Origin of the sequence: Microbulbifer sp. SH-1 (assembly GCF_011326135.1) — a bacterium.
GTDB classification, from domain to species: domain Bacteria; phylum Pseudomonadota; class Gammaproteobacteria; order Pseudomonadales; family Cellvibrionaceae; genus Microbulbifer; species Microbulbifer harenosus.
On sequence record NZ_CP046948.1, the window covers coordinates 4,271,837 to 4,287,660 of the forward strand.

Genomic DNA, 15,824 nt, shown 5'->3' on the forward strand with positions numbered 1-15,824 from the left:
GCCGGCGGCATTTCGCAATCAAAGAATGGTTACAGGAGAAATGGTCTCCGTAGCAACCCGGCTCGGGCGGGGGCAGGGGATCCCGGTGAGGCGTATGGCGTCAGACCGGGGCGTTCAGAACGCAACAGGCGCTGGGAGTACTGCAAAAATTGCGCGATGAACACTGGCGCGACAGCTCACCGGTGACGGCTGGTCTTTACTGTAGGAGGTGCGCAGACCGTACTGAAATGCCATTTGCGCGCGAAACTTCCTGTGCGTCGAGCTTAGATGTCCACATCGTCAGAAAAAGAATCCGCCGAATTCAGAGGATCCCGCCGCCTGCTATGGCTGCTGGTATTCCTGTTGCTGTTAATTGGCGCGCTGAATTTCTTTGTCGCCACGTTACTGCCCGGCGCGGTGCAGCGCTGGCTACACGAGCGCGGCCTGGAAGCGCGGATCGAGCATATGGAAATCTCACTGCCAAGCCTGCGTGCTCACTTGCGCGGTGTACAGGTGCGCAACAAATCCGATCGCGGTTTCCAGGTGGGTGAAGCCACGCTTGGACTCAGCTGGTTGCAACTGTTGCGTGGAAACATACACGTAAAACTGGTGGAGCTCGAAGACGTCTACATGGATCTCGAATCGGCGCCGGGCGAACGCGGGCGGGTATGGGAGATCGGCGGCTGGCGCTTGCGCGAAGGGGAGGTAAAGCCCACTAACTGGCGGGTGGACCTGACTGCTGTGCGGGTGCGCAACGGCGTGGTCTGCTACCAGCACAAGCCCCAGTGGGAAACCCCCACCTGCGTGCGTATGGGGCAGCTGGAGCTGGATGACTTTTTTGTCAGTGGCTTCCGCGAGGCGCAGGAGCCGCTGCGTTTTGCCATCGGTGCCGACGATCTCGCGTTGGATAACCTGCTCGCCTGGGACGAGCAGCCCCAAAAAACGTCGCCAGCATCCGCGGGCGCACGGGCCCAGGAACCGGGGGAGGGGGATATGTTCCGCACACCGGGAGAAAATCCCACGGTGGCACTGGTGCGGCTCAAGACCGATGACATCCGCTTCGAGCGCCCGGGCAACCAGCTTACGATTGCGGAGGCCTTTGCGCGCAAATTTGCCGGCTGTCCGCCGGAGCGCTGGGCAGAGGCGGCGCCGGGATTGCGGCGCATCATCGGCCATTGCGCCAGCGCGCGGCGGCTGCAGATACGCGGCCCCACGAATTTCAGTTTTGGCAAACAGTCGGAAATCACCTGGCATCGTATCAATGGCCAGGAAGTGCGCCTGCGCTACAACAACCGCCGCCACCCCAACTGGCACGCGCAGTCCATCGCCATTAACGATTTTGACTTCCAGCGCGAGCAGAAATCCCTCAATTGGAAGAGTGCCGGTGCCAGCGGTTTCTCCTGGTGCCCGAGTGGTCTGCGCAGCGACAAGCATCACTACTGCGTGAATGCCGGTAGCCTGCGCCTGCCTCAGCCCACGCAGTTTGCATGGCGCGATGGCTTGCGCGTGACACTGGCGGAAGCGAGCCTGGATCAGGGCACTGTGCTGGATATGGAGGCGCCGCGCCCGCACCCGAAGGCGCTCAACACCCATGGCCTGCGGCTCGGTGCCCTGACCTACGCAAACAACCGGCGCCGCCTGGAACTGGAACAGCTGGTGCTGGACGGCGCGGCGGGCTGTGTGCCCGGGGATCTGTGGGGACGCAACGATTACTGTGTGACTGTAGCCGAGCTGAAGCTGCCGGAAAATTTCGCGCTGCAGTTCCCGCGCCGCGTTGCCGCGGACAACCGGCCGGTGCAATCCTGGCAACTGGAAAGTGGGCCTCTGCAGCTGGCCAAATTCCAGATGCGCGAGGGCGACGCCACCGCCTTTCTACTCAGTCGATTCCGCTGGGCGCGTGCGGAAATGGCGCCCGATGAGCGGCGCTATCTACTGGAGGATTTCGCGCTCGAACGCCTCGCGGGCTGTGTACCCGACGGCTGGCTGCCACAAAGGATATCTCCCCTGTGCGCGCGCCTGTGGAAACTGGCAGGGCGCGGCGATTTTATTCTCGACCTGAAGGAATCCCCCTATCTGGTGCTGGGTGAACTGCAACTGGCGAGCATGTTGCTGTCGGATCACCTGAGCGCGGACCCGGCGCAGCAGACCGGTCTCGCCCTCAACGAACTGCACACCGGCAATGGCTTCTTCCACATGCGCCGCCAGGCACTGCAGCCGGGGGAGTATTTCGCCAGCGGCGATGCCCACTGGTGGGGAGAGGCGGAGCAGGCGCCAGCGGACGATGCCGACGGCGCGGAGAAAGGCCAGTCGCCAGCGGAGCTGAAAGCCGCGCGCGCGGCGGCAGACGCCGCAGCCCGCGCCGCCATCGGCAAATCCCACCGTGTGCGCGAAACCGAACTGGAACTCGCCTCCCTGTCGCTTATCAGCCTGGATGGCTGTTTGCCCACATCGTGGCAAGTGCTGCTCGCCAGCGGCGGAGAGCGGCGCCCGGAATGTTTTGCGGTGCACCAGCTGCGCCAGCAGCAGCCTCTGCGGTTGACGCTGGAACAGCGCATCGACGGCAAAAGCGAAAGCAAAAAAGCCAGCGGTTTCCGCCTGGGGTTCAGCGCCGCGGAATTGACCCTCGCCAACGCGGATATCACCAGCGCCAGTGGCGAACCACTGCTCGAAGTGGCACAGCTCAAACTGCCGCAGGCGGATATCCGCCTGCAGTCTCCGCCGACGCGCGCGCGCCTGCAGCTGCCAGGTGCCGCGCTGGATAGGGCCGCCTTCTGCCTGAGTCCCGGGCGCTGCGTGGATGCGACGTCGCTGCGCACCGGCGCGCGCTTTGCGCTGGACTACGCACCCGGCCATTTCACTGCGGACCTCAATGATCTCGCGCTGGCGCACTTCTCCCTGAGCGGCGGCAAAAACCAGTTCACCGCGGAAATCGACCAGCTCGCTGGCAAGGCCCTGCAGGTCAGCCTTCCGCGCACACCTGGCGCCCGCGCCGATTGGACATTGCAGCAGCTGCAGGCAGAAAAACTGGCGCTGTGCTGGCCTGAGACCGGGGACCCGGAGCGCCGGTTGCCGCGCTGCGCGCGCGCCGAAGGGCTGCAATCCGAAGGCGGTGGTATTGCCGCCACTCAGCTGACACTGCACCGCGCGTTGGCCGACCCGGCACAGCTGACCCTGGGACGCCTGCGTATCGAAACGCTGGGGGTGGTGCAGCACGGCGCTGCGGGCAGTAATCCCGTGCAGCTGAACCTGCACAACCTGCGTCTCGACGCCATAAACGGCTGCGGTCTCAACGACTGGCTCGCGGCGGGTGGAAACACCAGTGCCCGCTGGGGCGGTTGCCTGTCGTCCGGGCAGTTGCACTTGAGTGGCGACAATCTGGTGCTTCTGGGCAGTGGCCAGACGGGTGCTGATCGCATCCGTCTTGGCCCGCTGCAGGCGGCCGACCTGAAACTGGTACCGGCGCGCGGGAAAACGCCAAGCTTGCGCCTCGCGCAACTTGAGTGGCGGTCCCTGGGCTGGCCCGGCGGCGCACGGTTGCGGGTGGAAGATCTGTTTGCCAGGGATTTATATGGGTGTCTGCCAGCGACCCCGGGCGAGATCAATCGCGACCCTGTCTGCGTCGCCATCGGTCAACTGCAGGTGGCCGGTCCACAAACCCTGGCATTGGGCGAAGCCCTGCGCCTCAACGGCCAGCTGCTGGTGGAGGATTTTGCCCTGAGTCAGGGGGAACGCCAGCGTCTCGCGTTCAACCGTTTAGGGTTGGACAGCCTGGCATTCTCCGCCGGGACCCTGGAGCTGCAGCAGGGGGAATTGTCGGGACTCAGCGGTTGCCTCAGCCCGATGAAACTGGGCGAGAAACCTCTAGCGCCGTGCTATGAAGTGGGCCGCATTACCGTTGCTGGCGAACACAAAGTGACGCTGGGCGATCTACCGCGCGGCGCATCACAGCGCTACTTTCGCGATGTCCGTATCGAAGGGTTGCGGATAACACAGGCAGACTACCCCGCAGGGCTGCCGGCGGACCTGCTGCAAATAGAAAACATCGAAGCGGCGCAGCTGGGGTTCGGCGCCCGAGAGCTGATTGGCGAAAACCTGCGGTTGAAGAATCTCAGCAGCTGTATCCCGGATGGCTACATCAATGGTGTTGACCATTGCGTCAACGCACAGGAACTGCTGACCACCGGTCACTTCAATTTTGCCGAGCGCAGACTGGAGTTGGCGCAGGCGCGCGTGGATCAACTGATTGTGCTGGGAAGAAAGGGCGACCGCCTGCTGGAAACCGGGTATGCCGATGCGCGTGCGCTCACCGTGGCCAAAGACGTAATTCGCCTGCTGTACCTGGAAATTGCCGACAGCAAGTTGTTTCGCCGCAGCGAGCGGGCGCAGGAGTTCGTCAATCATCAATGGAATACGGAAATCGAGCTGCTGCAGGTGAATCAGTTTGAATATTTTCCCGGAGATCGAATCCTCAATATCGACGCCATTGATATGATCCGGCCTCGCAGCATCCTGGCGCGCGGACGCGAGGGTGATTTCGGTGCCTGGGAACGCCTGCGCAGCGAAACGCCGCCACCCGGCCACCACAAATATGTACGCGGGGATATCGCAAGAAAAGCCAACCGGTTTCTCTACCGCATAAACCAGGTCACTGTGAATCGCGGGCGCTTCCTGTGGCTCGACAACGCCCGCGATCAGGAAGCCAAATTACCACTGCGCCGTATCAATCTTTTGCTGCGCGGGCTCAGCAATTATCACCAGGACCCACCGGCACTGGTGATACTGAATGGGCGGCCAGGTGGCTTTAGTGAGATGCATCTGGCCGGGCAGATCAATCTGCTGGAGAACAACCACTGGGACGCGGGTTTGCTAGGCTATGTGGATGGCGCCAACCTGATTCCGGCAACCCCGTATATCGCCGCACTGCTCGGTTACAAGATCCTGCAGGGCCAGCTGGACGCACTGGTGGACATCCGGGTAGACAACAACCAGGTCGATGCGCTGGCAAAAATGAAACTCGAGCGCATCCGGGTACGCCGGGTGCGCGACAGCGACCAGCTGAATGTGAAACGAAGCATCATACCGCTGAGCCTGGCTCTGGCACTACTGAAAGACGGTAACGGCGATGTGCGTTTCGAGATGCCGGTGTCCGGCGATCTCTATGATCCCAAGTTCAATTTCAGTTTCATTTTCAGCGAACTGTTGCAACGCGCCATTCTTGAAGCGCTGTTCGCCTACTTCACCCCGGTGGGTTTCTACAGCCTGGCGAAACTCGCGTGGGCCAGGTTCCGCGCCGTGAGTTTCTCCGACCTCGAGTTTGCGCCGGGCAGCGATGTGCTGAGTGAATCGGCGAAAGCGAGCCTTAACGGCATGATCGAAAAACTGCGCGATAACCCGCAAGCGCGCCCGGGCATCTGCGCCGTGGCAACCGCGCAGGATATGGAAGTTATGTTCCCCCTCGAAGTCAATGCCGCGCGCGTAAGCCGCGAGCAGCGCAGAGAGTTGTACCACAACCCGCCGCGGGGACTTCGCGAGGAGCTAATGCAACTTGGCAATCGTCGCAGCCGCCACGTGCAGCGGTTTCTGATTGAAGCCGGACTCAATCAGGACGACTTTATCCAGTGCGCGCCGGACTTTATCGGCAGCGATTCCGGTGCGCCCAGAGTGGAATTCTCCAACTGAAGCGTGTCACGTCGCAATGCGGCGTAATAAAGAAACAGCAGCGAGGCATTTATGGCAAGGAATCTCACCCAGCAGCTGATCGAGCAGCATCTCGTCAGCGGCCGCATGCAGGCGGGCGAAGCGGTTAACCTCAAAATCGACCAGACCCTGTGCCAGGATGCCACAGGTACCATGGTCATGCTGGAGTTTGAAGCGCTTGGATTGGCGAAGGTCAAAACCGAGCTGTCGGCTCAGTATGTGGATCACAACATGATCCAGGCGGATTTCAAGAATGCCGACGATCATTTATTCCTGCAGAGCGCTGCGCGCAAATGGGGATTGTGGTTCTCCCGCCCTGGCAACGGCATCAGCCACGCGGTGCATATGGCCTGTTTCGGTATACCAGGCAAAACCCTGCTGGGTTCCGACAGCCACACCTGCGCGGCGGGTTCCATGGGCATGTTGGCCATGGGCGCCGGCGGCCTGCAGGTGGCGCTCGCCATGGCGGGCATGCCGTTTTCCCTCACCATGCCGGAAATCATCGGCGTGGAAGTTACCGGCACGTTGCCGCCCTGGGTGAGCGCCAAGGATGTGATTCTGGAAATGCTGCGCCGTTACGATGTAAAGGGCGGTGTGAATAAAATCTTCGAGTACTACGGCCCGGGGCTCGCCAGCCTCACCGCCATGGACCGCCATGTAATCGCCAACATGGGCCAGGAAATGGGCGCGACCGCCAGTGTTTTCCCCGCGGATGAGCAGGTGAAAAATTTTCTCCGTCAGCAGGGGCGCGAGCAGGATTACGTGGAAATGAAAGCGGAACAGGGTGCGGGCTATGATCAGCGCGACAGCCTGGATCTCTCCAAGTTGGAACCCTTGATCGCCTGCCCATCGAGCCCCGGCAAGGTAGTCACGGTGCGTTCGGTTGCCGGCAAACCGATCTATCAGAGCTATATTGGTTCTTCCGCCAATCCCGGTCTGCGGGACTTTGTGGTGCCGGCAAAAATGGTGGACGGGCGCCGCATACCCGAACAGGTATCGCTAGACATCAACCCGAGCAGCCGCCAGTTGCTGGAAGAAATCAGCCGCAACGGCGACCTGAACCGCCTGCTGCAAGCGGGCGCGCGCCTGCACCAGACCGGGTGCAACGGCTGCATTGGCATGGGCCAGGCGCCGGCCAGCGGCCGCATCAGCCTGCGCACGGTGCCGCGCAACTTCCCCGGCCGTTCCGGCACGCCGGAGGATCAGGTCTACCTGTGCAGTCCGGAAACGGCCACCGCAAGTGCGCTCAGCGGAACTATCACCGATCCGCGGGATATGGACATGGAGTACCCCGAATTTCACGAACCAGAAACACTTCAGGACATGCGCCCGCTCATGCAGCCGCCGCGGGATTTTTCCAAAGAAGTACCGGTGGAAATCGAACTGATAAAAGGCCCCAATATCCAGCCGCTGCCCGAATTCGAAGCGCTGGCGGAAACCATCACAGGGCCGATTTTGTTGAAAGCCGGCAACAATGTATCCACCGATGAAATTCTTCCCGCCGGCGCCGAGATATTGCCGCTGCGCTCGAATATTCCCGCGATCAGCCACTATACCTTTTCCCGCATCGACGAGACGTTCTACCAGAGGGCAACACAACACGCTGGCGATAGCTTCGTCATCGGCGGGGAAAATTACGGCCAGGGTTCCAGCCGCGAACACGCCGCCATCGCACCGCGCTATCTTGGCGTGCGCGCCGTAATTGCCGTCTCCATGGCACGTATCCACCGCCGCAACCTGATCAACTTCGGCATAGTACCGCTGCTGTTCGCCAAACCGGAGGATCTGGTGCGATTAAATCAGGGCGATGTACTGGCGGTGAATGATTTTCCCGCGCAGCTGAAACAGGGGAATCAAATAGTGGTGCAGCTGGCCGGCGGTGAAATCCTGAAGGTGACCCACAACATGAGCGAGGAAGAGGTGTCCACCGTCATTGCCGGCGGCCTGATCAATCAAGTACGAAAAGAGCACCTTATTAATTAGCGGAGTCAGCGAATATGAGCAATCACGAAATAACGGCGCTACAACAGCAGATCGGCGAACTCAAGAATAAACTGGCGGCGCTTCAGAAACAGTCCGCGGGCGAAGAAATTCCTGACTACACCTTCAAAACTCTGGATGGTGAAGTCCACCTGCGAGACCTGTTCGGCGAGCACGACACATTGCTTGTTATTCACAATATGGGGCAGGGCTGTCGTTACTGCACACTATGGGCGGATGGTTTCAATGGTCTTCTGCCGCACCTGGAATCGGCCATGTCGGTCGTGTTGGTTTCGAAAGATTCGCCGGAAGTACAACGCCGCTTCGCCAACAGCCGCGGCTGGCGCTTCCGCCTCGCGAGCCACGGGGGCGGTGACTATATCGAGCAGCAGAGCGTGATGGCGGGCGGCGGCAACATGCCAGGCGCAGTGGTTTACGAGCGCAAGGGCGAGAACGTCTTCCGCAAAAATGCCAGTGTGTTTGGCCCCGGTGACAATTATTGTGTCATGTGGGATCTGCTGAATATGGCGGGCCTAAACGGGGACTCGTGGACACCGCAATTCAATTACTGGCAGCGCCCCAAAAAAATGGATGACGGTGGGGAAAATCTCGTCGAATAGGGTCCGGCATCGAGCGGTATATCACCTGAGTGTGTATGCCTGAGTAGCGAACCTTGTATAATTACGCGCCAGAATTTCTAATGTCCCGCGCCTACAAACCGGGTGCGGGACATTAGTGCTGCATGCGCATTTTGCATAAAAAACAACCAAGAAGAACAAATAGATTTACAAGGGGTAAGATTTTGATTCGCAACCGGAACCTGCTCGTGGCCGCCCTGGCCACACTCATTTCGTCCACCACCGCTGCGCAGGAGATGAACACTTTTGAGCCGGTAGACAGTGTCTACCGCGGAAGCTGGACTTTCCATGGAGAGCTCTTCAACTTTGACAAGCAAGTGGCGCGTTACGAAGGCATATCTGACAGCGGCTATGGCCTGGGAGCCGGGTACAGTGGTGAAAAAGGGCTGTTCAATTTCAATGTCGGCCTGGGCGTGATCCTGATCGACGATAAAGACAAGTTCGACCAGCTTGTAGAAGACAATGATGGCGATGTCTCAACGAAGAGCTCTTCCATCAGTGCCGTTACTGCCAATATTGACGCCGGCATACAATACCCGGTAAGCAGAAATGGAAATTTTGTTCTCGGCCTGAATGTCGGGTTCCGGGAATTGGAAGCTGAACGGGAAATTTCCAACTGCAGAAACTGCTACACCGAAGGAGTGGGGCTTGGCGGCGAGACGTACTTCAAACCATTCGTCAAGATGACATTCAGTAATCGCTTCGACGGAACCCTGGCTCTGTACAGTTATACCGGTGACAAAGGACTGGATAATTCACTGCAGTTTAATTTTCACTGGAAAAGATAAGCCCTTCTTGTCGCCATCCTTCCAGCGTATTCTGTAGGAGAAGTGGCGCCGTGGACAGTTCACCCGGCGCCATATTTCAAGCTGAATAGTCTACAGAGAAGAACTTAAAAAAATAACAAAGAAAGTTCTAATGGCTTTATCGCCCCTCGTACTCACTCGCAACCTTAGCTGAGGTAAGAATTATGCATGTTAAATTACTAACTTCAGACGAAGACTTGAATGAGATCGGAAAGGTCCTTTTGCAACTTCGACCTCAGTACAACCTGGAAAACCTCAAAGCCCAAATTAAATTGCAGCAAGAGTCTGGCTATAACCTTGCGTACGTTAAATCTGATGGGCGTATTTTATGTGTGGCTGGATTTGTTATCGGTCAGAAACTGGCGTGGGGCAAACATATCTATATTGATGATCTGGTCACGGATGAAAATCATAGATCTACAGGGGCCGGAACACTTTTGATGAATTGGCTGAAGGAGTACGCCAAGGAAATCGGCTGCGGCCAGGTGCACCTTGACTCTGGTGTGCAGAGATTTTCGGCGCACAGGTTCTACCTGCGAGAACGATTCAGCATTGCCAGCCACCACTTCTCTATTACCGAGCTGTAACTCGGTGAACAAACGCCAGCAGTACCGCAAATCACAAGCGGTAATGGTCTTTATCTGAGCGAAGATAAAAAAGCGCGATGACCCGTTATGGCGACGAATTCGGTCACCGGTTCCGTCGCCTTTGTGACATATATTGCGTTTCCCTCCCCCCGCCCTGTTACCGATTGAAGAGCCCTGTGGGTTGCCCTAATCTGGGGCAGCCTCCGATGCTGTCTATTGTTTGACGCATAGAAGGTGACACGAAATGGCAAATAAATAGAAATACATATCCCAGTTAATTAAAAAATAATAGGACGGGAATCTATGAATAATTTTAATAAGAATGCAATTTCTTTCGCCGTAGCGGCTGCGATGTTGATCCCGGCAGGCCGGGCAATGGCGCAGTCCGATGACGAGAACCCCAATAGCGATCAACAGGTAATGGAAGAGGTGATCGCCACCGGTACCCGTAAAGCCGGGGTGCTACCCACCGAAACCCTGTCGCCGGTAGACGTGCTCGGCGGCGCCAATTTGGCTGAGCAGGGCAGTTTCGACCTCACCGACTCCCTTTCCAAAATCGCCCCCTCGTTCAACACCCAGCGCTTCCCCATTGCCGACGGCACCGCCTTTATCCGCCCGGTAACCCTGCGCAACCTGTCGCCAGACCAGACCCTGGTACTGGTCAACGGCACCCGCCGCCACCGCTCCGCACTGGTCAACCTGCAGCTGGCGCCGCTCGGCACCAACAACCAGGGCGCCCAGGCGGTAGATTTTTCCGCGATTCCCTCCGCCGCCATTGCCCGGGTGGAAGTGCTGCGGGATGGCGCATCGGCCCAGTACGGCTCCGATGCCATTGCCGGCGTAGTGAACGTGATCCTGAAAGACGACGCCGAGGGCGTAAGCCTGAGCGCGCAGACCGGTGAATACTTTGAGGGGGATGGCACCCGCACCAGCCTCGCCGCCAACGCCGGTTTCGGCCTGGGCGACAGGGGCTTTGTAAATGCCACGGTAGAGCACTCCACCGCGGATAAAACCTGGCGCGGCGCCGCGCGCCCGGATGCAGAGTTTGTCGGCTCCGTAGTGGGGGTAGACCTGGTGCCGCTGGATGGCCTAGGCCAGCGCTGGGGCGATCCGGACGTGGAGACCACCAAGCTGTTCATCAACACCGGCTACGACCTTAACGAAAGCGTCGAGCTCTACGGTAACTTCGGCTACTCCGATAACGCGACTATTTCCGACTTCTTCTACCGCGGCCCGGTACTGGACCCCGAACACGCGTTCGAAGCCCGCGCCACCCTGCAGGCAGACGCAGACGGCGACTTTATGCCAGACAACGCCCCGATGGATCTAGTCAACAGCATCCTCGGCCAAAACCTGAACCCCGCCGACTACCTGGTAGCCGACAGCAACAGCCCCAGCGGCTACGTACTGCGAAACCCGATTTACACCCAGTTCCCCGGCGGCTACAACCCGCAGTTCGGCGCCGACATTGTGGATATCTCCGCGGTGGTGGGTGCCCGCGGTGAACTGGCTTCCGGCATGACCTGGGACCTGCGCGCACGCACCGCCGAGAACGAAGTCACCTATGTACTGAAAGACTCCATCAACCCGAGCCTGGGTCTGCTTTCTCCCACCAGCTTCAACCCCGGCACCCTCACCCAGCAGGAGACCAGCGTGAACGCCGACTTCGTACAGCCCATCGAAGTCGCGGCACTGGCCACACCGCTGAACCTCGCCTTCGGTGCCGAGTGGCGGGACGAGACCTACAAAATCGGCGCCGGTGATGAGGCCTCCATCGCAGTCGGCCCCACCGCAGCGGTATTCGGCGTGGGTTCCGATGGCTTCCAGGGCTTCCCCACCGAAGCCGCGGGCAGCTATAGCAGCGAGAGTATGGCCGCCTACGTGGACCTGGAAGCCGACCTCAACGACCAGTTCACCGTCGGCGCCGCGCTGCGTTACGAGGACTACGACCTGTTCGGCTCCACCGCCAACTGGAAGCTCTCCGCCCGTTACGACGTCTCCGAGGCCTTTGCCCTGCGCGCCACCGCCAATACCGGCTTCCGCGCCCCCACCCCCGGGCAGGTAAACACCCTCAACGTCACCACCACCGCCAACCCCGACGGCAGCCTGACCCCCAGCGGCACCTACCCGGTAGACCACCCGGTTGCCCAGGTGCTGGGCGCCCAGGCCCTGAACCCGGAAGAGTCCACCAGCTTCACCCTGGGTGCCGTGATCAACCCGCTGCCGAACACCAGCATCACCATCGACTACTACAACATCGACATCGAAGACCGCCTCGCACTGCGCAACAACACCATCGGCGCGGATGAAGTGGACCTGCTCACCAGCGCCGGTGTGGAAAATGCCAACCTGCTGCTGAACAGCAACGTCAACTACTTCACCAATGCCTTCGATTCCACCGTGCGCGGTATTGATCTGGCCGTTACCAGCGATTTCGATCTCGCCGGCGGCCTGCTGGTGGTGGACCTGCGGCATAACTTCAACGAGCAGGAAGTCACCGACGTAGCCCCCAACACCGTCAACGCCACCCGCGTGTTCGACTTCGAAAACCAGGTACCCAACCAGCGCAGCACCCTCACATTCGATTACGACACCGGTGGCATACTGCAGGGCTACCTGCGCTTCAACCGCTACGGTGATTGGCAATCCACCGGCGGCCAGCTGGAAGCCGACGGCAACGACACCTCCAACGCCACCCGCTACAGCGGCGAAATCCTCACCGACATCGAAGCCCGCTTCACCTTCGCAGAAAACTATACCCTTGCCCTGGGCGGCGAGAATATTTTCGATGTGGAAGCCGATGAAGAGGGCAACGGCACCCTGCAATTCCTCGGCGTACGCCAGTCCCTGACCTCACCGTTTGGGTTTAATGGTGGCTTCTGGTATTTGCGGGCCAGTGCGAATTTCTGATTGGCAATTTGCCCCACCAATGAAAAGGCCACCCTTCGCGGTGGCCTTTTTTGTTATGGAGATTGTTTGTGGAATAGCCCAATAGGGCTAATGCTGCTGATCAATTAACCGGTGTAATTGGGTGTAATGGATAAGCGAGACTGAAAACGTGACGTATGTAGCATTTTGTGGCTAGATAGTGGTTTGTATCTAAATGCAGACACATTACTGGAGTGGGTGCGTATATGGATACTTTGTGGGCAGATGTAGACACTTTGGTGGTTCCTATATATGCACACGCTCATGATCAAACTGTTAGTGCAAAAGGAAGCTGAATTTGTCAATTTACGTAAAACGTGAGTCTGATAATGAAAATATCGCCTGGATTGCGAAAGGTGAATGGGAGCTGCCCACCCAGATTGAGAGCCTAGAAAAATGGCTGATAGAGCATGAAGAAAATCTTCCCTCTTCAAGCTATATTGCGGATATTGGCTTTAGTATGCGAGAAAATGCTTGTGGTGGCGGGGCTATATTAAGTGTCCGCGCCATGTCAATAATGTCGAAGCTGGGTATTAAATTGTATCTGTCGGAGTATCCCGATGATTAGTTGGTGCGTCGGCACTAACCAGGGGCTGCACCGGACGGCCAACGCTAAGCACCTTTGTGCTGGTCGCTGCGCGCCCATTTTTGCACAAAGGTACTTAGCATTGTCCGCCGGTGAGCCCGGCGTTAAGCGGCTCAGGAGATATTGTGAATAATCGTCCACCTATTCCAAATGAAATAAAAAGAGCTGTCCGTCAACGCTGTGGTTTCGGCTGTGTAATTTGCGGTCTTCCATTATATGAATATGAACACATGGAAGAATGGGCTATTGTTCAAAGACATAAAGAGGATGAGATTACTCTTTTGTGCAGGATGCATCATGGAATGAAAACTGATGGGCTTCTTCCAGTAGAAGAAGTCAGAATTGCCAATAACGATCCATACAATAAAAAAGTTGGTGTGTCTAAGAACGTCTTGATGAGTTATTCGGGACAGGATGTTTCATTTTACTTGGGGACTAGCCTCTTTAAACTTCATGGTTTGCAAGATGGATCATTTTTCACCCCGTTAGTTGTTGACGGTTTGCCTATGGTTGGGTTTCGAGTTGAGCAAGGGAAATTACTTCTTAACTTTATCGCTTTTGATGAATCTAATAAATTAATTCTAAAAATAGAAGATAGCGAATTGGTATATGATACCAATCAATGGGATATCGAATGGATTGCACAATCTCTAACAATAAGAGAAGGCAAAGGAAAAATACTATTGCAGTTAAAGTTTGATCCGCCGGGGATTATTAGATTTGTTAAAGGTCGAGTTTTGAGGAATGGGATAGAGCTGCTAGTGGGAAAAGACTATTTATTTAACACCAATAATCGAAATTTCTTTGGTAGTATCCATACTGAGAATTGTGGGATTGGATTTTCTATAGGTGACCCTATTCCGAATGGTGGTGTTGGGGTTGCACTGAGTAACATTAACCGTTACCAATTTGATAGAACCGAAGCTCGTAAATTTTTGAGGAAGTCCTTAAGTGATCGCCGCTTAACGAGTCAAAGCACTAGGACGCAGTAAACTGCGCCTGTGTTTGAGGCGTTAAGCATAAGGAGCAATCAGTGCATTTATCCAGAATCATTTTAGCGATGGCTATTATTTCTTCAGCATGTGTGACTATTGCAAATGATGCTGCTGTCGAGAAATACCGAAATTACACACCACAGCAATTAGCTGACTTGCCTGAAAAGGAGCGTAGCAGCTCAGTTCCTATGATGTATTCTTTTGCTGCAAGAAACGGACTTTCAAAAGGAGCTGATTTATTGTTTGCAATGCAGTTGAATACTTTGATGTACGCAGGTGTAAGTGATTATGAAGGAGCTGTGAAATCATTCCAGAAGGACTTGGGCGATAAAGCTACAGGAGTTTTAACTGTTTGGCAGATATACAATCTGGAGAAACGCTCAGATTTTCAAAAATTATCAAGAGTTTCGTTTCCTTCCGATTATAGCAGTAGAAAAACTGATAGCTATGCAACCGTTAGCGGAACCATGATGATTCACGATGAGCGAATTGCTTGGCCAGTTAACCATGTCCAGCTTAAGTGCTACAAGGCAGACAAATACTGCGAGCTAAATCAACTATACCTAGTATTTCCAAAAGATGACTCGTGGAGCCAGACATTTAACGTAATGCAAGATACTCCTCAGTATTACGATATTACAAATTGGTCTGATGATATTGTAGATGCAGTGCCAAGTGATCCAGGCAGCGGATGTAGAGTTACTGCCTTAAACCTAAATTTCAAAACGAAGGAATTTTACCAAATTACGAGGAATGGCACCGGCGAGTGTGAAACGATGGGGGTTACTTTTCCAAAACTAGAAAAGCCACGAATCGCTCAAATTGTTGACGGTGAAGAAATCATAAATAAAGAGTTTGGCGACCTCCGTCAGAAGGCATTTTCGTTTTTATCGAGCGCGTTTAGAGCAAAAGTTGAAAAGCTTGAGGCGGAGAGTAAGTAAATGCTTAACAAGGTGCTGCTAGGGACAAACTTACGCTGCGCTCCAGTTTGCCCCAGAGCACGGCGTTAATTGCGACGTGAAGTCGTATAAATTTCTGTTACACACTCTGATAAATCACAGGAGGTTATTTCTCAGAACGATGTAACCCGATGTTCTGCCATCGGTTTCCTACCGGCACATGCGTGGAGAGTAATTTCGGGGTGTGAAGCTGCCGGGACAATGTAACCTGCGGGCACAGCCCGGGAGAGAATAACCGCGAGGCATTCTCAACTCTGCCAGCACCAAGGCGGTAAGGGGCTAGGAATGGATAGTATGGTCAACTCAGGTGAACTGCTGCACTCCCGTTATGCGCAAGAAGCCAAAGGTGCTGGCAGGCTTTAACCAAAAGGTGCGTGGACAAGTTGGTGGGCTTTTAACGTCTCACCACGCAGATGTTGCTCCGCCGGGGGACAGGCAGGACCTAACCTATCCCGAGATTTATACGGAACACGATAACCCCGTATCGTACCGGGCAACCGGAAAGCGAGCCGTGAGGCAAGCTGATTATGATGCGGGTGTAGGAGGCTGGAAGAAGCGAATGCCGCGCTGTAATGACGCGGATACGGGTTCCAACTTTGCCCGGCGCGAAAGCGAGCAGACGTCCAGCTGGTGCCTCATCGCGAGAGAGGTTGGAGAACCGGTTTTGTG

Annotated in this window: 9 protein-coding genes; all 9 read left to right on the forward strand. The window is 56.4% G+C overall.

Translation table 11 applies throughout. The features are described from left to right. Positions 1-267: 267 nt before the first annotated feature. The 9 genes from GNX18_RS17560 (at position 268) to GNX18_RS17600 (ending at position 15,137) form a co-directional block, all read left to right on the forward strand. On the forward strand, positions 268-5,658 hold the full coding sequence (locus tag GNX18_RS17560; protein ID WP_166219821.1) for a DUF748 domain-containing protein: 5,391 nt from the start codon (positions 268-270) through the stop codon (positions 5,656-5,658). Positions 5,659-5,709: 51 nt separating this feature from the next. Beyond that, complete coding sequence (locus GNX18_RS17565) at positions 5,710-7,659, forward strand: aconitate hydratase (RefSeq protein WP_166219823.1); 1,950 nt, start codon at positions 5,710-5,712, stop codon at positions 7,657-7,659. 14 nt (positions 7,660-7,673) lie between these two features. Beyond that, complete coding sequence (locus GNX18_RS17570; RefSeq protein ID WP_166219825.1) at positions 7,674-8,276, forward strand: DUF899 family protein; 603 nt, start codon at positions 7,674-7,676, stop codon at positions 8,274-8,276. A 122-nt stretch (positions 8,277-8,398) separates the two neighbouring features. Next, positions 8,399-9,082 carry a hypothetical protein gene (locus tag GNX18_RS17575; RefSeq protein ID WP_138235533.1) on the forward strand — a complete coding sequence of 228 codons (684 nt, stop codon included), beginning with the start codon at positions 8,399-8,401 and terminating at the stop codon, positions 9,080-9,082. A gap of 182 nt (positions 9,083-9,264) precedes the next feature. Beyond that, positions 9,265-9,687: a GNAT family N-acetyltransferase gene (locus GNX18_RS17580; protein WP_166219827.1), complete on the forward strand. Its 423-nt coding sequence runs from the start codon at positions 9,265-9,267 to the stop codon at positions 9,685-9,687. A gap of 303 nt (positions 9,688-9,990) precedes the next feature. After that, positions 9,991-12,597: a TonB-dependent siderophore receptor gene (locus GNX18_RS17585; protein ID WP_166219829.1), complete on the forward strand. Its 2,607-nt coding sequence runs from the start codon at positions 9,991-9,993 to the stop codon at positions 12,595-12,597. 316 nt (positions 12,598-12,913) lie between these two features. Next, positions 12,914-13,183, forward strand: coding sequence for a hypothetical protein (locus GNX18_RS17590; RefSeq protein WP_166219831.1), 270 nt, complete (start codon positions 12,914-12,916; stop codon positions 13,181-13,183). A gap of 143 nt (positions 13,184-13,326) precedes the next feature. Further along, positions 13,327-14,193 carry an HNH endonuclease signature motif containing protein gene (locus GNX18_RS17595; RefSeq protein ID WP_166219833.1) on the forward strand — a complete coding sequence of 289 codons (867 nt, stop codon included), beginning with the start codon at positions 13,327-13,329 and terminating at the stop codon, positions 14,191-14,193. 41 nt (positions 14,194-14,234) lie between these two features. Then, positions 14,235-15,137 carry a hypothetical protein gene (locus GNX18_RS17600; protein WP_166219835.1) on the forward strand — a complete coding sequence of 301 codons (903 nt, stop codon included), beginning with the start codon at positions 14,235-14,237 and terminating at the stop codon, positions 15,135-15,137. Positions 15,138-15,824: the final 687 nt, after the last annotated feature.

Bases quoted from the DNA above. Each gene is read 5' to 3' on its own strand.
- GNX18_RS17560 (WP_166219821.1), top strand. From the start codon at position 268: ATGTCCACATCGTCAGAAAAAGAATCCGCCGAATTCAGAGGATCCCGC.
- GNX18_RS17565 (WP_166219823.1), top strand. From the start codon at position 5,710: ATGGCAAGGAATCTCACCCAGCAGCTGATCGAGCAGCATCTCGTCAGC.
- GNX18_RS17570 (WP_166219825.1), top strand. From the start codon at position 7,674: ATGAGCAATCACGAAATAACGGCGCTACAACAGCAGATCGGCGAACTC.
- GNX18_RS17575 (WP_138235533.1), top strand. From the start codon at position 8,399: ATGCGCATTTTGCATAAAAAACAACCAAGAAGAACAAATAGATTTACA.
- GNX18_RS17580 (WP_166219827.1), top strand. From the start codon at position 9,265: ATGCATGTTAAATTACTAACTTCAGACGAAGACTTGAATGAGATCGGA.
- GNX18_RS17585 (WP_166219829.1), top strand. From the start codon at position 9,991: ATGAATAATTTTAATAAGAATGCAATTTCTTTCGCCGTAGCGGCTGCG.